Source organism: Aeromonas oralensis (genome assembly GCF_049665575.1).
Lineage (GTDB): Bacteria > Pseudomonadota > Gammaproteobacteria > Enterobacterales > Aeromonadaceae > Aeromonas > Aeromonas hydrophila.
Map to the genome: position 1 here is coordinate 4,077,579 of NZ_CP187186.1, position 19,059 is coordinate 4,096,637.

Annotated in this window: 17 protein-coding genes, 1 pseudogene and 1 riboswitch; of the genes and pseudogenes, 8 read left to right on the top strand and 10 right to left on the bottom strand. The window is 63.1% G+C overall.

The features are described 5' to 3' along the window. Positions 1-33: 33 nt before the first annotated feature. Both treB and treR read right to left on the bottom strand, forming a co-directional pair. Complete coding sequence (treB, locus tag ACPDZI_RS19070; protein WP_175610321.1) at positions 34-1,464, bottom strand: PTS trehalose transporter subunit IIBC; 1,431 nt, start codon at positions 1,462-1,464, stop codon at positions 34-36. Between the two features lie 191 nt (positions 1,465-1,655). Further along, a complete protein-coding gene (gene treR, locus ACPDZI_RS19075; RefSeq protein WP_438833626.1) occupies positions 1,656-2,603 on the bottom strand; it encodes a trehalose operon repressor TreR in 948 nt (315 codons plus the stop codon). Positions 2,604-2,813: 210 nt separating this feature from the next. Here treR and ACPDZI_RS19080 point away from each other — a divergent pair, with 210 nt between their 5' ends. From ACPDZI_RS19080 to ansB, 3 genes are all read left to right on the top strand, one after another. Next, positions 2,814-3,764, top strand: coding sequence for an AEC family transporter (locus ACPDZI_RS19080; RefSeq protein ID WP_076361926.1), 951 nt, complete (start codon positions 2,814-2,816; stop codon positions 3,762-3,764). Positions 3,765-3,863: 99 nt separating this feature from the next. Further along, entirely contained in the window at positions 3,864-4,058 is a 195-nt protein-coding gene (locus ACPDZI_RS19085; RefSeq protein WP_011707532.1) for a heavy-metal-associated domain-containing protein, read from the top strand. Positions 4,059-4,190: 132 nt separating this feature from the next. Further along, entirely contained in the window at positions 4,191-5,249 is a 1,059-nt protein-coding gene (gene ansB, locus ACPDZI_RS19090; RefSeq protein ID WP_011707533.1) for an L-asparaginase 2, read from the top strand. A gap of 90 nt (positions 5,250-5,339) precedes the next feature. On the opposite strand, the gene ACPDZI_RS19095 is transcribed toward ansB, so the two are convergent. Further along, positions 5,340-6,326 carry a sodium:calcium antiporter gene (locus tag ACPDZI_RS19095; RefSeq protein WP_336988281.1) on the bottom strand — a complete coding sequence of 329 codons (987 nt, stop codon included), beginning with the start codon at positions 6,324-6,326 and terminating at the stop codon, positions 5,340-5,342. A gap of 88 nt (positions 6,327-6,414) precedes the next feature. Then, a riboswitch (yybP-ykoY riboswitch) is annotated at positions 6,415-6,522 on the bottom strand. Positions 6,523-6,717: 195 nt separating this feature from the next. Between ACPDZI_RS19095 and ACPDZI_RS19100 the strand changes: the two genes are divergently transcribed. Continuing rightward, a complete protein-coding gene (locus tag ACPDZI_RS19100) occupies positions 6,718-7,305 on the top strand; it encodes a superinfection exclusion B family protein (protein WP_010635988.1) in 588 nt (195 codons plus the stop codon). A gap of 60 nt (positions 7,306-7,365) precedes the next feature. On the opposite strand, the gene ACPDZI_RS19105 is transcribed toward ACPDZI_RS19100, so the two are convergent. From ACPDZI_RS19105 to ACPDZI_RS19120, 4 genes are all read right to left on the bottom strand, one after another. Continuing rightward, positions 7,366-7,824 carry a methylglyoxal synthase gene (locus tag ACPDZI_RS19105; protein ID WP_010635987.1) on the bottom strand — a complete coding sequence of 153 codons (459 nt, stop codon included), beginning with the start codon at positions 7,822-7,824 and terminating at the stop codon, positions 7,366-7,368. Positions 7,825-7,912: 88 nt separating this feature from the next. Next, positions 7,913-10,018: a DUF885 domain-containing protein gene (locus ACPDZI_RS19110; protein WP_438833627.1), complete on the bottom strand. Its 2,106-nt coding sequence runs from the start codon at positions 10,016-10,018 to the stop codon at positions 7,913-7,915. Positions 10,019-10,220: 202 nt separating this feature from the next. Continuing rightward, the gene (gene bfr / locus ACPDZI_RS19115; RefSeq protein ID WP_011707537.1) at positions 10,221-10,700 is read right to left on the bottom strand and encodes a bacterioferritin; all 480 of its coding nucleotides are present in this window, start codon (positions 10,698-10,700) and stop codon (positions 10,221-10,223) included. A 142-nt stretch (positions 10,701-10,842) separates the two neighbouring features. After that, a complete protein-coding gene (locus ACPDZI_RS19120) occupies positions 10,843-11,049 on the bottom strand; it encodes a bacterioferritin-associated ferredoxin (protein ID WP_016352142.1) in 207 nt (68 codons plus the stop codon). Positions 11,050-11,186: 137 nt separating this feature from the next. Between ACPDZI_RS19120 and ACPDZI_RS19125 the strand changes: the two genes are divergently transcribed. Together ACPDZI_RS19125 and ACPDZI_RS19130 are read left to right on the top strand one after the other, a co-directional pair. Beyond that, positions 11,187-11,498, top strand: a complete 312-nt coding sequence (locus ACPDZI_RS19125) for an HlyU family transcriptional regulator (protein WP_168967658.1) — start codon at positions 11,187-11,189, stop codon at positions 11,496-11,498. Next, complete coding sequence (locus tag ACPDZI_RS19130; RefSeq protein ID WP_438833628.1) at positions 11,495-13,561, top strand: tRNA(Met) cytidine acetyltransferase TmcA; 2,067 nt, start codon at positions 11,495-11,497, stop codon at positions 13,559-13,561. The genes ACPDZI_RS19125 and ACPDZI_RS19130 overlap by 4 nt, the downstream gene beginning before the upstream one ends. Here the strand turns inward: ACPDZI_RS19130 and ACPDZI_RS19135 are convergent. Beyond that, entirely contained in the window at positions 13,548-14,267 is a 720-nt protein-coding gene (locus ACPDZI_RS19135) for an SDR family NAD(P)-dependent oxidoreductase (protein WP_187268954.1), read from the bottom strand. The two genes, ACPDZI_RS19130 and ACPDZI_RS19135, sit on opposite strands and share 14 nt — an antisense overlap. 206 nt (positions 14,268-14,473) lie before the next feature. Between ACPDZI_RS19135 and ACPDZI_RS19140 the strand changes: the two genes are divergently transcribed. After that, positions 14,474-15,487 (top strand): chemotaxis protein, encoded by a 1,014-nt coding sequence (locus ACPDZI_RS19140; RefSeq protein ID WP_076361939.1) that lies wholly within the window; start codon positions 14,474-14,476, stop codon positions 15,485-15,487. 60 nt (positions 15,488-15,547) lie between these two features. Here the strand turns inward: ACPDZI_RS19140 and ACPDZI_RS19145 are convergent, their stop codons facing one another. Next, complete coding sequence (locus tag ACPDZI_RS19145; protein WP_438833629.1) at positions 15,548-16,720, bottom strand: CD0519/CD1768 family membrane protein; 1,173 nt, start codon at positions 16,718-16,720, stop codon at positions 15,548-15,550. 383 nt (positions 16,721-17,103) lie between these two features. On the opposite strand from ACPDZI_RS19145, the gene ACPDZI_RS19150 reads away from it, so the two are divergent. After that, on the top strand, positions 17,104-17,436 hold the full coding sequence (locus tag ACPDZI_RS19150) for a hypothetical protein (protein ID WP_118880294.1): 333 nt from the start codon (positions 17,104-17,106) through the stop codon (positions 17,434-17,436). A gap of 27 nt (positions 17,437-17,463) precedes the next feature. Here ACPDZI_RS19150 and ACPDZI_RS19155 read toward each other — a convergent pair. Beyond that, positions 17,464-18,808 (bottom strand): annotated as a pseudogene (locus ACPDZI_RS19155) (potassium channel family protein). Between the last annotated feature and the right edge of the window lie 251 nt (positions 18,809-19,059).

Below are 19,059 nucleotides of genomic sequence, written 5' to 3' on the forward strand. Positions count from 1 at the left end.
GGCGACCCCTGCGGGTCGCCCTGATGCGTGGAATCAGGCGCTGGCCTGGGCCAGCTTGCCAGCCGCCTGCTGGCGCTTGTAAACCAGCAGAGTCAGCACCACAGGCACTACTATGGCCACCAGCATGGCGAGGGAATAAACGGCCCAGTATTGCGGCTGGATGGAGAGGATGCCAGGCAGGCCCCCTACCCCGATGCCGTTGGCCATCACCCCGGCGAAACCGCAGATGAGGGCCGCAAGGCTGGAACCCACCATGGCGCACAGCATGGGGAACTTGTACTTGAGGTTGATGCCGTACATGGCCGGCTCGGTCACCCCAAGGTAGGCGGAGATAGCGGCAGGCACCGAGATCTCCCGTTCGTTCTCCTTGCGGCTGATCAGAATGATGCCGACGACCGCAGAAGCCTGGGCGATATTGGAGAGGGCGATCAGCGGCCAAATCGGGGTGCCACCCATGCTCTGCATCAGCTGCAGATCCACCGCGTTGGTGGTGTGATGGATGCCGGTGATGACCAGCGGCGCGTAGAGGAAACCGAACAGGGCAGCACCGATAGGAGCGAAGGAGCCGGTCATGGCCGCCTTGGCAGCGAAGCCGACGCCCTCACCAATCCAGCGGCCGAACGGGCCGATAAAGGCGTGAGCCACGATCACCGCCAGCAGCAGCGAGACAAACGGCACAATAACCAGATAGAGATAGGCCGGAATGATCCGCTTGAGGTTGGTCTCTACCCAAGCCAGGAAGACACCCGCCAGCAGGGCCGGAATGACCTGCGCCTGATAACCCACCTTCTGGATCACGAACAGGCCGAAGTCCCACACCTCGGGAGTCTGCTGACCGATGCCGTAGGCGTTCATCAACTGTGGCGACACCAGCGTGATGCCGAGCACGATGCCCAGGATCTCGGAGCCGCCCATCTTCTTCACTGCAGACCAGCAGACGCCCACCGGCAGGAAGTGGAAAATCGCTTCGCCCAGCAGCCAGAGGAAGGCGTGCACCTGAGCCCAGAACTGGCTGATCTCGGTGAGGGTGTGAGTGCCATCGTCGAACATCTTGATGTCGCCGATGACGTTGCGAAAGCCCAGGATCAAACCGCCGGTGATGATGGCGGGCAGCAGCGGCACGAAGATCTCCGCCAGGTGGGAGATGCCCCGTTCCAGCGGATTCATATTCTGGCGCGCCGCCTGCTTGGCGGCCTCCTTGCTGCCGCCGCTGACGCCGATCTCTTCGGTCAGCGCCTTGTACCACTGCTCTACCTCGTTGCCGATGACCACCTGAAACTGACCACCCTGGGTGAAGCTGCCCTTCACCGCCGGGATGGTTTCGATGGCCTTGCTGTCGGCCTTGGCCGGATCGTTCAGGACGAAGCGCAGCCGGGTCAGGCAGTGGCTGACGGTGGCGATGTTCTCCTTGCCACCGATCTTGTCGATGAGCGTGGCCAGGTGTTGTGCGTTGATCTTGGACATGAGTCTTCCCTCTGTGACTCCATTGATATTGGTCTGCGTCGCCCTTTTGGGCCAGTCAGTGGGCCCGAGCGTTTTTGGTATCGTTCCCATTTAGCATGCCGACAATCTGGCCAGATCAAAATGGGAACGTTCCCATTTCGTGGCCGAGCTCACAAAAAGCACAGTTTTTGTGCAGGACTAGGTGATGGCAATCACAGAGGGTGGCTGGGGGCTATGGTCGCCAGCGGGGGCAGATCCTGCTCGATCTGGCCGAGCAGCTGACGAGCCGCCTGCTCGCCCGCCCCCTTGTAGCCGAGATCCAGGCTGAGGGCATTGGGGAAGAGAAAGCTGAGCATGGGGTTGTTGCCAAGGCCGGTCACCAGCACCTCGCTGCGTCCCTGCTCCTGCAGGTATTTCGCCGCGCCGATGGCGAGGGTGTCGCTGGCGCAGACCAGGGCGCCGGTGGTCGGGGTGAGCAGCTCCCCCGCCAGCCGATAGCCGCTCTGCAGGCTGAGATCGCCGAGGGAGCTGCGCGCCGCCAGCCCCTGCTCGGCACAGTAGCCGAGGTAGGCGTCGAGCCGGCGCTGGCCGGTGGTGAGGTCGCTGGTATCCACCCCCAGGTAGGCGATGTCGCGAATGCCGCGGGCGGCAAGCTGGTCCAGCATGGCGTGCACCGCACCGGCATCGTCGAAACAGACCGAGGAGAAGCCGGGATGTTCGCGCGCCACCAGCACCAGCTTATCCCTGAGCGGCGCCATGGCGGCATAGTCCAGATCGTTGAAGGCGAACAAGATGATGCCATCCACCCCGCGCCGCTCCAGCACCGCCAGATGCTCCTGTACCTTGGCGGGGGAGAACTTGCTCTCCATCAGCACGGCGTCGTAACCGCGCTGGTAGAGAGTCTCCAGCATGCCGCGCACCGCCTGGTTTTCCGAGCTGGAGTCGAGCCGCGAGACGATGATCCCCACCACCTGCTGGCTCTGGCTGCGCATGGCCCGCGCCGACTTGCTCGGCACGAAGCCGTGTTCGGCGATGATCTGCTCCACCCGGTCGCGCGTCGCCTGCTTCACCTTGGGATCCTGATTGAGCACCCGGGAGACGGTCGACTTGCCGACACCACTGAGTCGGGCGATATCGAGGATGGTCAGTTTTTTGTCCATGAAGTGGCTCACAGGGGCTCGGCGGTGGAATTGCCCACATTGTTGTGATTAACCCCTGTGAATACAAGCCCATGGCGTTAGAATGCCCCTTTGGCCCCGGCGAACGCCGTGCCATTCGCCATCGCACAGGACGCGCATCATGGGTCTATTCGCCAGTCTGCTTCAATCTCCCTCCGTCACGGGCCCCGTCTATCGCACAGGAGATCCATCATGACTCTGCTGGCCAGTCTGCACTTCTCCCTCTCCATTACGGGCCCCATCTGCGTGGTGCTGCTGCTTGGCATCTGGCTCAAGCAGCTGGGTCTGTTGCCCGACAGCTTTGTCGAGTCCGCCTCCCGCCTGGTGTTCCAGGTCACCCTGCCCGCCCTGCTGTTCCTCAGCATGGTGCGCACCGACTTTTCCACCATGCCGAGCCCCTGGCTCATCCTCTACGGCCTGCTCGGCACCCTCACCGGCTTTCTGGTGCTGGAGCTGCTGGCAGCCCGCTTCATCCCCGAGCGGCGCCAGCGAGGCATCTTCGTGCAGGGCAGCTTTCGCGGCAACATGGGGATCATGGGGCTGGCCTATGTACAGAACGCCTATGGTGCCGAGGGGATCGGCGCCGCCGCCCTGCTGGTGGGCTCGGTCACCGTGCTCTACAACGTGCTCGCGGTCATCACCCTGACCCGCAGCCTGGGGGGCAGCAAGGGGATCAAGCCAATCCTCAAGGGGATCGCCAAAAACCCGCTGATCATCGCCATTCTGTCCGCCCTGCCCTTCGGTCTGCTCGGCATCGAGCTGCCCCAGCTGGTGATCACCACCGGCAGCTACTTCGCCAACATGACCCTGCCGCTGGCCCTGCTCTGCACCGGCGCCAGCCTCAACCTCAAGGCACTGCGCGGGGGCGCCCTGCTGACCGGCTGGGCCACCGCCAACCGGCTGTTCTGCATCCCCGTGTTGCTGGTGATGGGGGCCTGGGCGCTGGGTTTCAGCCCGCAGGCGCTCGGCATCCTGTTTCTCATCAGCTCCACCCCCACCGCCGCCGCCAGCTATGTGATGACCCGCGCCATGGGGGGCGACAGCGTGCTGGCAGCCAACATCATCGCCACCACTACGCTGGGTTCTCTGGTCAGCACCAGCCTGGGCGCTGCCCTGATGAACTACCTGGGACTGATGGGCTAGCCAGCAGCAAACGTGCTGGCCCTCACCCCCTCATCGCCCCTTGACCTTGCCGCGGGCGGCAGCTTTACGCTGATTGCCTATCAACAGAGGAGATATCCCATGACCATCGAACTCACCGTCTCCGGCATGTCCTGCGGTGGCTGCGCCGCCAGCCTGCAAAAAGCCCTGCTGGCCCAGCCTGCCGTCAGCACAGCCAGCGTCGACTTTGCCAGCAGCAAGGCCGTCATCGAGAGCGAACTGAGCAAGGCCGAGCTGATCGCCCTGATCGAAGCCAAGGGCTTCTCGGCGAGTTAAATTATCTCCATATAGGTATAAAACAGGTTAAAATTCTGTACCCAGCTGTTTTTTGGTGAGAGTCATCACAAACCCCGGCAACAGAAAGCGCAAACTTGCTGCAATTTTTCTCACCTCAGAAGGATTTGCTGCATGACTCTCCCGATCCGCAAGACCCTGCTCGCCGCCGTCCTCGGCCTGACCCTCTCCCCGATGGCCATGGCTCTGCCCAACGTCCATATCCTGGCCACCGGCGGTACCATTGCCGGGGCGGGACAGTCCGCCACCCAGTCCAACTACGAGGCCGGCAAGGTGGCCATCGAGACGCTGATCGCCGCCGTGCCCGAGATGAAGAACGTTGCCGACGTGCAGGGTGAGCAGGTGGTCAAGATCGGCTCCCAGGACATGAACGACGAGGTGTGGCTGAAGCTGGCCAAGCGGGTCAACGAGCTGCTGGCCAAGGATGACGTGGACGGCATCGTCATCACCCACGGCACCGACACTATGGAAGAGACCGCCTACTTCCTCAACCTGACCGTCAAGAGCGACAAGCCGGTGGTGCTGGTCGGCGCCATGCGCCCCTCCACCGCCATGAGCGCCGACGGCCCGATGAACCTCTACAACGCCGTGGTGACCGCCTCTGACCCCGCCTCCAAGGGGCGTGGCGTCATGGTGGCGATGAATGACACCGTGCTCGATGCCCGCGACGTCACCAAGACCAACACCACCGGGGTGCAGACCTTCGCCTCCCCCAACTTCGGCCCGCTCGGCTATATCCACAACGGCAAGATCGACTATCAGCGCAGCCCGGCCCGCCTGCACACCAGCAAGACCCCGTTTGACGTGAGCAAGCTCGACAAGCTGCCGCAGGTCGGCATCGTCTACAGCTACGCCAACGCCACCGATCTGCCGGCCAAGGCGATGGTGGATGCCAAGTTCGACGGCATCGTCAGCGCCGGGGTGGGCAACGGCAACCTCTACCACACCCTGTTCGACACCCTGGCCAAGGCGAGCAAGGACGGTATCCGGGTAGTGCGCTCCGCCCGCGTGCCGACCGGCTCCACCACTCTGGATGCCGAGATCGATGACGCCAAGTACGGCTTCGTCGCCGCCGAGACCCTCAACCCGCAGAAAGCGCGGATCCTGTTGATGCTCTCGCTCACCCAGAGCAAGGATCCGGCCCAGATCCAGCGCTGGTTCCAGCAGTTCTGACCCCCTTGCCGGCATCGGCCGGCATGGGGTAATGACAACAAAAAGGGCGGGACAAGATCCCGCCCTTTTGCATGTGGTCTGGCTGGAGCCTCAGCTCGCCATCAGCCAACCGCAGAAGCCAAGATAGATCAGCCCCACCCAGGCGAGCCTGCCCGCCGTCATCCGCTCCCGACTGAACCCCCACCACAACAGCGCGACTGCCAGCAGCGTCACCAGCGAGGAGACCATCATGGTGCTGTCCAGCAGCCAGGGGGTGAACAACAGGCAGAACGCCTTGGGAATGGTGCCCTGGATCATCATGGCCCCCGAGATATTGGCCAGCGCCAGCCGGTGCTTGCCCTGCCGCACCCAGATCAGCACGTTCATCAGCTCGGGCATCTCGGTCGCCACCGGGCTCAACAACAGGGCCGCCAGCACCGGCGAGAGGCCAAACAGCTCGCCCATGCTCTCCAGCTGATGAACGAACAGCTGGGCCGCCAGCGCCACCACCACCAGCGCCACCAGGGTTTGCAGCAGCACCTTGCCGAGCGCCGGGATCTCGGCGCCCGGATCCAGCTTGAGGGGCTCTGGCAACTCGACCTCGTGGCTGTCGGTCTGCTTCAGCTCGCGCCGCACATAGACCAGGTACACCAATACGAACAGCGGGGCCAGCCAGGTTTTACCGGTGAAGGCCACCATGCCGAGGGCCATCGCCACCAGGAAGATGCCGACGAACCAGGTCTGATCGCGGCCTATCTCGCGCTGCACCTCGCCATCGATGGCCCTGTGCTCACGGCTCATGCACAGCAGCAGGGTCACGCCGACGGCGGCATAGCCAATGGTGGAGAGTACCAGCGGACCGCCAAGGGCGGCACCTATCCCGATCTGCTGCTGAGCGGGAGCATTCCCCATCAGCAATGCGGTCAGGGTGACGATGCATTCGGGCAGGGCCGTGCCGAGGGCCGCCAGCAGGGAGCCGGTAGCGCTCTGGGAAAACTTGAAGTGGTGGCCGGTCCATTCGATGCCGTTGACGAAATATTCGCAGGCCAGATAGATGGTGACGGCAGAGAGCAGAAATAATAGCAGGGTGATCAGCATGATGAGTAACCGCCAGGCGAGCAGAACAACCAATGGACCCGATACGGCTCGCCCGGCTGGCTTGCATATCGAGGCCAAAGGTCTTGCAGAGCGATGGATGCCATCGCCGCTCATGCCATGGATCTGAGGATCCAAGAATGTTGACATGAGCCCTGCCCGGATCACGGGCGGGTTGCTACTCCCCTATGACAGTGCGGGCTTTTTACCAAGTTGAGTGCCGCCTCACAAGGCAAACTAATGATCATTCGCTCAACAAGTTGTAAGGGAATGTAACCGTGCCCTCCACCGGTTTTGCCGTCCGGACCCACTCCCCTGCCGCTGAACGCTTCGCCTTGGCACACCGTTTGCTATGAGATGACTACTGTCCACACTGATTTGGGAAGGGTGAACGATGAAACGGTGGATCCAACATTTCTATCAACTGAACCGCCTCAACTGGCTGATGGTCTGGCTGCTGCTCTGCTGCAGCATCATCCTGCTGTTTCCGGCCGGTTTGATGAAGGGAGCCGTCAGCCAGTGGGCCGCCACACACGCCGCCTGGCTCGGAGTCGGCATGCTGATCGCCATCTCCTACTTCTGCAGTCAGGGCTTCCTGATCGCCTGGGAGTGGGCCTGCGACGAGTGGCAGTCCCGCCGCCAGCAGGATCAGCTGGCCCAGATGATCTCCTTTCTCGACTTCAACGAGAAGGCGGTGCTGCGCGAGTTCGTGCTGCAACGCAAAAGCGTCATAAACTTGCCGATCACCGAGCCTGCCGTCAAAAACCTGATGGATGCCGGCGTACTGACCTATGCCTATGGCAAACCGGTGCGCGAGAAAGAGGACGAAAACCAGATCCGCGCCCTGATGATCGCCCTGCCGGCCCGGCCGCTGCTTACCTACAAGGTATTGGGGCTGTCGCGCGGCAAGATGAGCGACGAGCAGGTGGAGCAGATCATGAATGCCAGACCCAAGTTCGCGCAGAAAAGCTTCCAGCGCTGATCTTCGTTCCCGCCAATAAAAAGAGCCGGCCCCATGGCCGGCTCTGTCGTTTCTGCCCCGTTACTGGGTTCTCGCCTTGAGATAGCCGGCATAGTCCGGGATCTGCACGCTGAACGCCTGGCGCATGTGGGGGCTGTCCATGATGAAATCGGCGGTCGCCTCGTTGGTGGCGACCGGGATGTTCCAGACTGCCGCAAGGCGCAGCAAGGCCTTCACGTCCGGATCGTGAGGCACCGCATTGAGGGGATCCCAGAAGAAGATCAGCACGTCGATCTTGCCCTCGGCGATCAGGGCGCCGAGCTGCTGGTCGCCCCCCATGGGGCCGGAGAAGAGACAGGTGATGGGCAGTTGTGCCTGCTTGCCGAGCATGGTGCCGGTGGTACCGGTGGCGTAGAGGTGGTGGAGCTTGAGCTCCTCCTTGCGCCGCATCACCCAGTTCAGCAGGGGGGTCTTCATGTTGTCGTGAGCCACCAGCGCCACTCGCTTGTGGGCCGCCATCTCACGGGCGATCTGTTCCATGGACATTATCCGTAGCAGTGTTGTTTGAATAGAGCCGTATCCTAATCGAAAGCGGCGCCCGTTGCCTTGCCGGGCGCCGTAACTGTGATCACTTCGACTGTTCAATCCACTGCTTGTTCTTCTGCTCCAGCACCGAGATAGGCAGCATGCCGTATTCCAGCACATGGTGGTGGAACGCCTTGAGGTCAAAGCCTCCACCCAGCGCCTGCTCGGCCGACTCCCGCATCCGGATCAGCGCCAGCTGGCCCGCCTTGTAGGAGGTCGCCTGGCCGGTGTAGGCCATGTAGCGGGGCACCTCGGAGCTGATGTCCCCCGCCCCCAGCGCCGAGTTCTCCTTCATGTAGTTGACGGCCTGGTCGTGGCTCCAGCCATACCAGTGGATACCGGTATCCACCACCAGCCGCATAGCCCTCAGCATCTCCTCGTTGAGGCGGCCGAAGTACTGCAGCTGGTTGTTGAAGGCGGACGATCCCTCGACCTTCACGTCCCCCACCGCCGGATCATAGAGACCGCGCCCCTGATAGAGCCCCATGTCGTGATCCGCCAGGTATTCGGTGTAGAGCGCCCAGCCCTCCGCATAGGCGGTGTATGAGGCGTTCGCCACGTACTGCGGGAAGTCGGGATCCTTGGCGGCCAGCTCCTGGGCGATGGTGATCTGGAAGTGGTGGCCCGGCGCCGCCTCGTGGGCCAGCAGGGTGCTGATGTTCCAGCTCTGCAGACCATAGGGGTAGTAGGTGTTGAGGAAGAACTGCCCCTTGCGGCCGGTCTGCGGGTTACCGTCCTGATACCAGGCCACCCCGCCGTATGGCGCATCTTCATAGGAGACGGGCACCACCTCGTAATCCAACTTGGGAATGGTACGCTCGGCATCGAAGAAGTCCGGCAGCACCAGCGCCGCCTTGCTCTTGAAGGCATTGTACTCCTGCAGTGCCCGCTCATGTTCGGCCAGCGCCTGCTGCTGCGGCCCGCTCAGGGTCGCACCCGCTGCATTGTCCGGGTTGAGGCCGGCGGACCAGACCGCCAGCGGATTCTGGTAGAAGAAGGCCGGCTCGTTCAGATAGCGGAAGAAGGCGTAAATCTGGCCACTCTGCTTGCTCTGGGCCACATCGTCGCTGTCACACTTGCCGACGGTATGGCACACCTTGACCATGGCGCCGAAGATCCGCTCCACCTCGCTCAGCCCCAGCGCATGCACCTGCTCCGGCGTCATGTCGGTGGTGGTGTGCTTCTTCAGCAGCCAGCGATACCAGTCGCGCCCATTGGTCATGCCGCAGAAACCGTCGTCGCACTTGCCGCTGCCAAGGCGCACCGCATAGGCGCCGCCGTGCTGGTAATCCAGATAGTCGCGCAGCGCCAGATAACGGCCGTTGATGCTGTCCAGCACTCCCTTGTACTCGCTGCGCAGCGCTTCGTCCGCCTCTCCCGGCAGCTGCTGCCAGCCGAGATAGGCGCCGGCGATCGCCTCCCCATCCAGCTTGCTGTTGAGCTGGGCCAGCAGCCGGTCCACCAGCTCGTCCGGCAGGGTGTTGCCCTGAGCGCTGCCCAGTTCGAACTGGTGCTTCACCTCGGCAAGGTAGCCGTCATAGGCCTTGAGCCAGGTGAGGTGCTCCTGATACCAGGCCAGTGGTGCGGTAGCGGCCCTCGCCTTGCTCACCGGAACCGGGGCTGCGGCCGGGCGATCGATATCGCGCCGCCAGGCGGCATCCCCCGGCGCGACCCGCTCGGTCGAACTCTGCTCGAAGTAGTCGAAGCCACCTTCGACAGTGCGGGCGGCTCTGCCACTGGCCGGGGCGGCCCCCACCTCATCGGCCAGATCCACCACGCGGTTGCGGAAGTGATGGATCGGGATCTGGGACTGGGGCAGATCGTAACCCGCCAGGTTGATCTGCAGATCCCAGCGGATCATGTCGTAGAACAACCGGTCCCGTTCGCTCAGTACGCTCGAGTCCAGGGCATCCAGCCGTTTGAGCAAGGAACTGTCGAGGGCCTTGCGCTTGGCGATGCTGGCGGCATCGATGGCAAAACCGTAGGGATCCAGCGCCTGGCCTTCACGCAGGGCCTCGTCCATGGTCTGCATCAGAGAGGCCTTGGTGGCGGCGGGATCCGCCGGGGCGTTGGAGCTGTTGTCGTTGCAGGCAGCGAGCGAGAGTGCGATGGCGCAAGCCAGCGCCAGCTTGTTGGGCAAGAAGTGCATGGTGTAGTCCTTTAACCGTTGTTATTGTTTGTCCCCAATAAGGGGTTCCAATAGTGCATCTCTCCCGTGTACTTTTTTGCGACCTGATTAACAAAAATAAGCTTACTTTTCATAATGATAAGACACATGAAAAGCTATGCAGCCAGACATTAAAAAACCCGCCGCAGCGGGTTTTTTAATCGTTTTTTCATGCCATAACTATTCAGGAGCCGCCGTGATGCAGCTGGGACTGCTGATAGTTCTCCAGCCCGATGCGATCGATGAGATCGAGCTGGGTCTCCAGCCAGTCCACGTGCTCCTCCTCGTCTTCCAGGATCTCCTGGAACAGGTCGCGGCTGATGTAATCCTGCACCGACTCGGCGTAGGCGATGGCGACCTTCAGATCCGGGATGGCATCCATCTCCAGCGACAGGTCGCAGCGCAGCATCTCCTCCACCGTCTCGCCGATGCGCAGCTTGCCCAGATCCTGCAAGTTGGGCAGCCCTTCCAGAAACAGCACCCGCTTGACCAGCTCGTCGGCGTGTTTCATCTCATCGATGGACTCGTGATACTCCTTGTGCCCGAGCGCCTTGAGGCCCCAGTCATCGTAGATGCGGGCATGCAGAAAATATTGGTTGATGGCTATCAGCTCATTGGCCAGCACCTTGTTGAGGTGGGCAATGATCTTGGGATCTCCTTTCATCGACAGTGCTCCTTGGTTCGTGCCTGAGGCTGAGATCCTTAGAGCTTAGTCCAGAAAAGTGACAACAAGAGGTCCGGCGAGCTAGCTCGCCTGCGGGAAGGGATTGAAAAGATGGGCCGGTTTTACCGGCGACAGGCCCTGCTCAGGCCACCTCGTAGTAGAGCGGCGCCTGTTCCAGCTCGGCCTTGTCGAGTTCGGCGGCGATGATCTCCATGGTCATGCGCACGCATTTGCCACACTGGGCACCCACTTCGAGCGACTGCTTGAGCTGGCGAAACTCGGTTTTGCCTGCCTGTACCGCCTTGCGGATCTGGGAATCTGTGATGCCGCGGCACAAACAGACGTACATAGTGTTTACCTCATGCTGGATTGCCATGAAATCTAAATGAGAATGGTTCGTAGTGCAAATAACGATTGGTAATAAGATCCCCCGCTTGCCAGCCATCAACCCCTTGGTGACAATGCCCTGTCACTGAGGGAAACATCATGCTCAAGAAACTGTTCACTGCCCTGTTTGGCGGCCAACCCGCTGTGGTCGCCGAAGTCACTCCCACCGAATACGCCGGCTACCTCATCTATCCCGAGCCCATGGCCGAAGGGGGTCAGTATCGGCTGGCTGGCCGCATCACCAAGGAGCTGGACGGCGTACTGCTGACCCACCGCTTCATCCGCTCCGATCTGTTTGCCAACCCCGCCGATGCGGAGCGCTTCATGGTGCAGAAGGCACACACCTTCATCGACCAGATGGGGGATCGCATGTTCGAGCCCCGCAAACCGGCCGACAGCACCGCCTCATGATGCCGACTGCGCTCGACGAGTTGCGCCAGGCGCTGGCCCGCACCGGCGAACGGCGGCTGATCTGGCTGGAAGGTGACGAGGCCGATTGCATCACCCGAGCCGAGGCGCTGCTAAGCGGCGTCAGCTACTGGCTGGGGGATGGCCCGAGCGAACACCACCCGCAACCGGCGGCCAAGGCGTTGCAGCGACTCGGTCAGGAGTGCGACACCCTGGTGTTCAATGCGTTCAGCGGTTTTCACCCCGACGCATTCGGGGCGCTGGCAGGCACCTTGCGGGCAGGCGGCCTGCTGCTGCTGCTGACGCCCCCCAGAGCGCAATGGCCCGAGTATCCGGATCCGGACCGGGTGCGGCTGGTGGCACAACCGGAAGACATGGTGCTGGCGGGTCACGGCTTTCTCGCCCGGCTGGTGCGGCTGCTGGCGGGTGACCCCGCCCTCGAGCTGACGCCCCCTGCCGCGACAACCCCGTGGCAACCGGTTGGGCCAGCGCGGCCGCTGAGCTGTGATCAGGCGCGCGCCCTGCCCGCCATCCACAAGGTGTTGCACGGTCACCGCCGCCGCCCGCTGGTGTTGAGTGCGGATCGGGGCCGCGGCAAGAGCAGCCTGCTGGGGCTGGCCGCCGCCGAGCTGCTGCGCCAACACCCCGATCTGCAGATCGTGGTGACGGCGCCCTCCCAGGCCACGGTCGCCACCCTGTTTGCCCACGCGGCCTATGCCCTTGAAGACGCGCCACAACTGCTGACAGGGCTCAGCTACTGCTCGCCGGATCGGCTGGTGCACGAACCGCTGCAACCCGACCTGCTGCTGGTGGACGAAGCGGCCGCCATTCCTACCCCGCTGCTGGAAGCCATGCTGGCCCGGCACGGCCGCATCGTCTTCGCCACCACAGAGCACGGCTACGAGGGCACCGGGCGCGGTTTTCACCTGCGCTTCAAGCGGGTACTCGATCGCGAGACACCCGGCTGGCAGGAGATCCACCTGGCCGAGCCGATCCGCTGGAGCAGCCGGGATCCGCTGGAGCCGCTGGTGTTCCGGCTGCTCGGCCTCAACGCCGAGGTCGAAACACCGCCAGCACCCACCCACCCTGGCTGGCGCCTGCTCGAACAGGATGCACTGACTGCCGACGAGGGGCTGCTCCATCGGCTGTTCGGCCTGCTGGTGCTGGCCCACTACCAGACCACGCCGAGCGATCTGCGCTACCTGCTGGAGAGCCCGGCCCTCGACATCCACCTGCTGGAGCAGGGCCCGCATCTGCTCGGGGTGGCGCTGGTTGCCCGGGAAGGAGAGATAGCAGACGAGCTGGCCGAGGCGATCTGGGCCGGGCGGCGGCGCCCGCGCGGCCATCTGCTACCTCAGTCGCTGCTGGCGCACGCCGGCTTCAAAACCGCAGGCGCACGCAGCTACGCCCGGGTGATGCGCATCGCCATCCATCCGGCGCTCCATCGCCACGGGCTGGGATCGCTCCTGCTGGCCCACCTAGAAAATCATTATCAGGCGGCAGGGCTCGATTATCTGGGCTCCGCCTTCTCGGCCAGCGCCGACTTGTTGCCCTTCTGGCGCAAGGCCGGGCTCAGGGTGCTGCGCATCGGCCTGCAACGGGATGCCGCCAGCGGCAGCCACGCCGCCCTGCTGCTCAAGGCGCTGCAACCGACCTGCGCCGCCGAGCTGGTCGACTGGCACCAACGCTTCGTGCGCCAGCTGCCCACCCTGCTGGCGGGCGAGCTGAAAACCTTTGAATCCGAGTTGGTGTGGCAGTGCCTGCAGGATGGTGAGGCCAGCTCGAGCGGGCTCGATGGCTTTGATCAGGATGAGCTGGCCTGCTTTGCCCACCACCACAAGCCGTTCGAGCTGTGCCAGCCCAGCCTGCAGCGCTGGCTGGCGGGCAACCTGACAACACTGGCAGAGCTTGACCCCGCCGAGCGGCAACTGCTGATCGCCACCATCTGGCAATATGCCGACTGGGGAACGCTGGCGGCCAGGCTGCAACTGGCAGGCAAGCCGGCAGTCATCAAGGCGCTGCGCAGCCTGCTGGCCAGGCTGATGCCGCCCGCTACCACTCGATAGGCTCACCTCGCCAGTCGAGGTAGCTCAGCTCGCCATCCGGCGTCAGCCGCGCCATCAGCGTTACCAGATGCGCGGCAGCCTGTTGCGGGCTGTGTAGGCTGCCGGCGGCCAGGTTGCCGTGAAATGGGCGCGATAACGCGGTATCCACCGTGCCCGGATGGAACGCCAGCAACTTGACGCCGGGCGCCCGTCTGGCGAGCTCGATGGCGGCACACTTGAGCAGCATGTTGAGAGCCGCCTTGGCGGCGCGATAGCCATACCAGCCCCCGGCGCGGTTGTCGCCGATGCTGCCGACCCGGGCACTGAGCACCGCCAGGGTACAGGGGCTCGACCCCAGCAGGGGCAGCAGCTGGCTGATCCAGCGCAGCGGCAGCAGAGCGTTGGTCTGATAGAGCTGGGTCATGGCCTCGAGGTTGAGCGCCTCGAGCCGCTTCTCCGGCCGGATACCTCCCTGCTGCAGCAGGCCGTTGCAGATCACCAGCCAGCGCGGCCTCGGTGCCAGCTCGCCGATGCGGGCCACCACCTGCGCCAGCTGTTCATCACTGTAATCACAGCGCAGCCAGTGCAGATTGCTGCTGTCGAGCCCCGCCGGTTGCGGCTGGCGACTGACGGCGATGACAGGTGCGGCACCCGCCGCCAGCCAGTGCGCCACCAGAGCGCTTCCCAGCCCCCCGCCGGCGCCGATCACCACGACACTCTCTTCCATGACAAGCCCCCTTGTGGCGAGTGTGATGGCCTTCTCCATCGCCCCGCGCTTTTCCTGATAGGCTGATACGCGCCTTCCAACCTGCGGGATCAAGCGGTTATGGAGGCGATCTTGTGTGGATCCCGTCGTCAGCGGCGGATCCATTCCTATACTGAGGGAAAACCGCAGCGGGTGCTGCCAGCGCAACCAGAAGCACGAGAGTGACCATGATGTCCAAAGACGGGGAAGAGCGTAAATCCATCCTGACCGAGAGCGGCACCAACGAGCTCGAGATCATCGAATTCCACCTCAAGAAGCAGCTGCCCGATGGCCGCGAGAAAATAGCCTATTACGGCATCAACGTCGCCAAGGTGCGCGAGGTGATCCGGGTCCCGGAGACCACCGACTACCCCAATGCCCAGCGCCACATGGTGGGGGTCTTCTCCCTGCGCGAGCGGCTGATCCCGCTGGTGGACCTGGCCGGCTGGCTCGGCATCCGCACCAACCCGGACAACAGCAACAAGGTGGTCATCGTCACCGACTTCAACAAGATGGCAAACGGCTTCCTTATCGACAGCGTCAGCCGGATCCACCGGGTCTCCTGGGAGGATGTGGAGTCCCCCAGCCAGTTCCTGGAGGCGGGCGAGAATGACTGCGTGGTGGCAGTGGTCAGGCGCGACGGCAACCTCATCATGATCCTCGACTTCGAGAAGATCATCGCCGACATCAACCCAGAGCTCAGCATGGAGAAGTACGATGTGACCCAGGATCGCAAGGTCATCATCGACGATCGCATGATGGCTATGCGCCAGGCCAAAACCATTTTGGTGGTGGACGACTCCGCCTTCATCCGCAAGATGATAGAGACCACCCTGCGCACCGCTGGCTACAACGTGGTGACCGCCAAGGACGGGGGCGACGGGCTGGAGATGCTGATGGAGTTCGATCGCCTGTCTCAGGAGGAGAAGATCCCGGTGGCCGAGTTCGTCAGCGGCATCATCACCGACGTGGAGATGCCCCGCATGGACGGCATGCACCTGCTCAAGCGGCTGCGCGATACCCCCGCCTTCAAGGCCACCCCCATCGTCATGTTCTCGTCGCTGATGAGCGATGACAACCGCCACAAGGCGCTGCAGCTGGGCGCCAACGACACCATCACCAAACCGGAGCTGGGCCGCATGGTCGGCATGATGGACAACTTCCTGCTCGGCATCCCCATTCCCAAACCGGGCAACCTGTGAAGCCGCCGGACGGCCACGCAAGCAAAAGGGCGCCTCGGCGCCCTTTTGCTGCTTGATGACTCAGCCCAGCCAGAGATAGAGCTGATGAGCCGCCACCCCGGCGCACAGGCCGCCGATGGTGTGGGCCACGATGGCGCGAGAGGTGAGATGGCGATAGCCGAGCGCATCCAGCATGGCGGTGTGGGTGCTCAAGAAGCCACTCCAGCACATACCCATGGCGGTGAACACCGCTACCTCGTTGCCGGTGATCCAGCCCTTGCCGATGAAGGGGGGCACCAGCGACATGGCAGCCCCGACCGCCCCCAGCGAGGTGACCGGGAAGGCCACCAGCTCGGCGTGGGTGAAGCCGAACAGCAGCTCGAACAGCCAGCCCACCTTGGCCGCCAGCACCGGCAGCAGCGCTACCCCCTGGAAAGCCTCACCGCTGTAGCCCTGCTCGCCCGGGCCGAAGGTCAGCAGCATCACGAAGGTGCTGATGATGAGCACCCCCGGGATCACCGCCATCCCCAGCTCCACCCCGGACTTGCCACCGTCCAGCAGGGCGTTGAGCACCCGCAGCCAGGTCGGGGCGGCTTCCTGGCTAAGACCCGGTTTGGCCCCTACGCTCGCCACCTCGTCGGTGATCGGGGTCTCCCCCACCAGCGGGCGGATCATCCGCTGCATCAGCCGGGTCGACACCACTGAGCCGATGAGGGCGCCGAGCAGGCCGATCAGCGCCGCGCTGGCGGTGGACTCGCCACCCGGCAGTTGCAGGGTCGCCATGAAGGTCACCACGATCAGTCCCATGCCGAAGGCAGTGCCGAAGTTGGTGAGCGACACCAGCTGCCAGGGGGTGAAGCCCTTGCGAAAGCGGCTGTCCTTGGCGAGGCTGATCACCGCCGGGTTGTCGGAGAAGAAGGTCATCAGGGCCGCCAATGCCGTGTGTCCCGGCAGCCGGAACACCGGCTTCATCAGCGGTGCCAGCAGCACCTCCAGCAGGCGGATCACCCCGAACTCGCTGAGCAGCTGGCTGAGCGCGCCAGACAGCACGGTAATGCCCATGATGAAGAGCACTGTGTTGAGCAACAGCTGGTGAGCGGTGTTGAACAGGGTGTTGACCAGAGCGGAGAGCCCCATCTGGCTGCCGAGGTAGCCAAACAGGCTGCCGAGGATAACCAGCACCAATACCGGCTCCAGCCAGCGGCGAAGGGAGGCCGCCCCCTGATGAGAATCTTTAACTACTTGATTTTCCATACCAATCCTGAAATCTGTCGCTGTGTGGTGAGTATTGTTGTTATGGCACCCATAAAGCAGGAGCCCTTGTCTTGCGACAAGGGCTCCTTGAATGACTCTTCCTGCTGGCCGCGACCCCGTGCCATACGGATTGACGCTTCGCCGCGCTAGCGGCTGAACCAGGGAGGAAAAAACGGGTGGCCGGACGATCCTGTCCAGTCTGCCCGTCTCGCGTCAGCGCGCCGGCCCACGGCCAGCCCGGCGACGAAACGGGGCGGCAGTATAACAACTGGGGCCTGTCAGCGAAACAAGGGGGAGGCTGGCGTGGATTGCCGTCTACGGCCCGGCGCGGGTAAGCTCGCCCCATCGGCCATCCATCTACTCACCCAGCATCCAGCAACACCATGAACGACCTCGTGACCTACATCAGGGCCATCCATCGCCAGGCGGGGCCGGCGATAATCGTCCGCCAGCAGAGTGAACAACATAGCGAGCAAGACGAGAGCGGTACCCTGACTCATCACCGGCAGACTCATTACTGGTTCGCCAACGGCGTGGTCATCTGCCACCAGCTGGAGCTGGACGAAGAGTCCTCCCCGCAGTTCTGCCCGGAGTGCTGGATCAGTTACCGGGTGGTCGCCAGCCCCATTCCCATCACACCTGCGCGCAAGCTGTTCCACAACCCCTGCCAGGAGGCCTTCTGGCTCAAGATGCAGGAAATCACGCCAGCCGGCTGACCCGCTCGACCGGCCGCCGACGTCCCATCAATACTGCTTGGTCTTGGAGGCAAACCCCGCCAGGAACAGTCCGGTCAGAAACATGCCGCAGAAGGCCTCGATGGCCGACAGCAGCTGAAGCGGGGAGGAGGTCTGGGAGATGTCGCCATAGCCCAAGGTCACGAAGGTGACGATGCTGAAGTAGAGTGAGCGGCCCAGGTGGTGGTAGGTGACCGAGGCCGGCGCCATAAAATAGGTCAGGGTCGCCAGCAGGATCACCCCCATCGACAGCAGCAGGCTGCGGATCGGCCCGCTCGCCAAAGCCCCAGGTGATGAAGCTGATGAACTTGGCGGCGCACTTCAGGTAGCACAGCAGGGTGAGCCAACCTTTCTTGAGCAAGCCGCTGCGCAGCCAGCACTCCTTGAACAGCTCCCTGGGGCTCGCCAGCGACTTCATCTCGTGCAGCTTTTCCTTGTAGTAGCACTCGCCGGCATCGACGGTATCCCCCACGCTGGAGAAGAGCCGCTTGGCGTTGCGGTAGAGCTTGCTGGCCTCGCTGTGATCGACCCGACCATTCTCGTTGTAGGCCACCTGCACCTTGTCCAGGTTGGTGTGCTCCATGGTGGCGTCGAAGTTCTTGGCCCGCACGTTGAAGTTTTTCAGCACTGCCCGGGAGGAGTGAAAACGGATCTCCTCGCACTCGATGGTGAAATCCTGAAACACTCCGTCCTCCAGCGCCAGCTCCCGTTTCTTGGCCCAGGCCCTGTGATCCCACAACAGGGAGTCGAACAGATCGAGCCCGATCACCCCGCCGTTGACCCTCACCCCCTTGGCCGAGCAGTGCCACAGATAGACCTTGGAGTTGTTGACGGCGCCATCCAGCGAGAGTTCGTCCAGGCAGGTGAAGTCGAGCAGCCGGCCGGAGATGATGGGGCTTTTGAGCTCGACGCCGCCGATGTTGAGCAGCCGGTGCTTGCCCAGTACCTGGGCCTCCCCCTTGTTGTTCTCGGAGACCGAGAGCAGGCTCTGCACCCGCTTCACCTCGTCCTTGCCGTGCTTGCCGGCCAGCCACATGCAGTAGGGTTCAAAGCGTGTCTCGGCACGGATCAACCCGCTCTTGCGCAGGGACTCCAGCGCGCTCGAGGCGGTCTCATAGAGCCTGATCTTGTCGTCGCTCATGTAGAGGCACAGGCTCAGCACGCAGCGGGAGCTGATGAAGCGGGCGATGCCGATCTGGAAAATCACCTGCTTGTCGATCTTCTGATCCGTCATCCAGTCGTCGAAATGGGGCAGCGACGCCACCAGCAGATCCCAGATCAGGGGATAGTCGTTGGCCCGGCGCCACTCGTTGAACTGTTCGGGGGAAAGCTGCCAAAGCTCTGTTGCATTCATGGATGACCTCGCTCAAGAAACGGTTCCGTTTGCCTGCACCGGGCCTGGTACCCGATAAGTCTGCATGACCCGAACCGGGCAGGAGACGGACTCAGCAAGCCATCATACTAGCCGAGCCGACGAAGTCACTGATGGGGAGGGGACAGGGTGAGCCATGCGACAACTTGGCGCCGGTTGGCCCATTTATTGTCCGCAGTGAGTGCCGGATAGCGACGAACGGGCAAAGAAAAAGCCCAGCATTGCTGCTGGGC

Bases quoted from the DNA above. Each gene is read 5' to 3' on its own strand.
- treB (WP_175610321.1), bottom strand. From the start codon at position 1,464: ATGTCCAAGATCAACGCACAACACCTGGCCACGCTCATCGACAAGATC.
- treR (WP_438833626.1), bottom strand. From the start codon at position 2,603: ATGGACAAAAAACTGACCATCCTCGATATCGCCCGACTCAGTGGTGTC.
- ACPDZI_RS19080 (WP_076361926.1), top strand. From the start codon at position 2,814: ATGACTCTGCTGGCCAGTCTGCACTTCTCCCTCTCCATTACGGGCCCC.
- ACPDZI_RS19085 (WP_011707532.1), top strand. From the start codon at position 3,864: ATGACCATCGAACTCACCGTCTCCGGCATGTCCTGCGGTGGCTGCGCC.
- ansB (WP_011707533.1), top strand. From the start codon at position 4,191: ATGACTCTCCCGATCCGCAAGACCCTGCTCGCCGCCGTCCTCGGCCTG.
- ACPDZI_RS19095 (WP_336988281.1), bottom strand. From the start codon at position 6,326: ATGCTGATCACCCTGCTATTATTTCTGCTCTCTGCCGTCACCATCTAT.
- ACPDZI_RS19100 (WP_010635988.1), top strand. From the start codon at position 6,718: ATGAAACGGTGGATCCAACATTTCTATCAACTGAACCGCCTCAACTGG.
- ACPDZI_RS19105 (WP_010635987.1), bottom strand. From the start codon at position 7,824: ATGGAACAGATCGCCCGTGAGATGGCGGCCCACAAGCGAGTGGCGCTG.
- ACPDZI_RS19110 (WP_438833627.1), bottom strand. From the start codon at position 10,018: ATGCACTTCTTGCCCAACAAGCTGGCGCTGGCTTGCGCCATCGCACTC.
- bfr (WP_011707537.1), bottom strand. From the start codon at position 10,700: ATGAAAGGAGATCCCAAGATCATTGCCCACCTCAACAAGGTGCTGGCC.
- ACPDZI_RS19120 (WP_016352142.1), bottom strand. From the start codon at position 11,049: ATGTACGTCTGTTTGTGCCGCGGCATCACAGATTCCCAGATCCGCAAG.
- ACPDZI_RS19125 (WP_168967658.1), top strand. From the start codon at position 11,187: ATGCTCAAGAAACTGTTCACTGCCCTGTTTGGCGGCCAACCCGCTGTG.
- ACPDZI_RS19130 (WP_438833628.1), top strand. From the start codon at position 11,495: ATGATGCCGACTGCGCTCGACGAGTTGCGCCAGGCGCTGGCCCGCACC.
- ACPDZI_RS19135 (WP_187268954.1), bottom strand. From the start codon at position 14,267: ATGGAAGAGAGTGTCGTGGTGATCGGCGCCGGCGGGGGGCTGGGAAGC.
- ACPDZI_RS19140 (WP_076361939.1), top strand. From the start codon at position 14,474: ATGATGTCCAAAGACGGGGAAGAGCGTAAATCCATCCTGACCGAGAGC.
- ACPDZI_RS19145 (WP_438833629.1), bottom strand. From the start codon at position 16,720: ATGGAAAATCAAGTAGTTAAAGATTCTCATCAGGGGGCGGCCTCCCTT.
- ACPDZI_RS19150 (WP_118880294.1), top strand. From the start codon at position 17,104: ATGAACGACCTCGTGACCTACATCAGGGCCATCCATCGCCAGGCGGGG.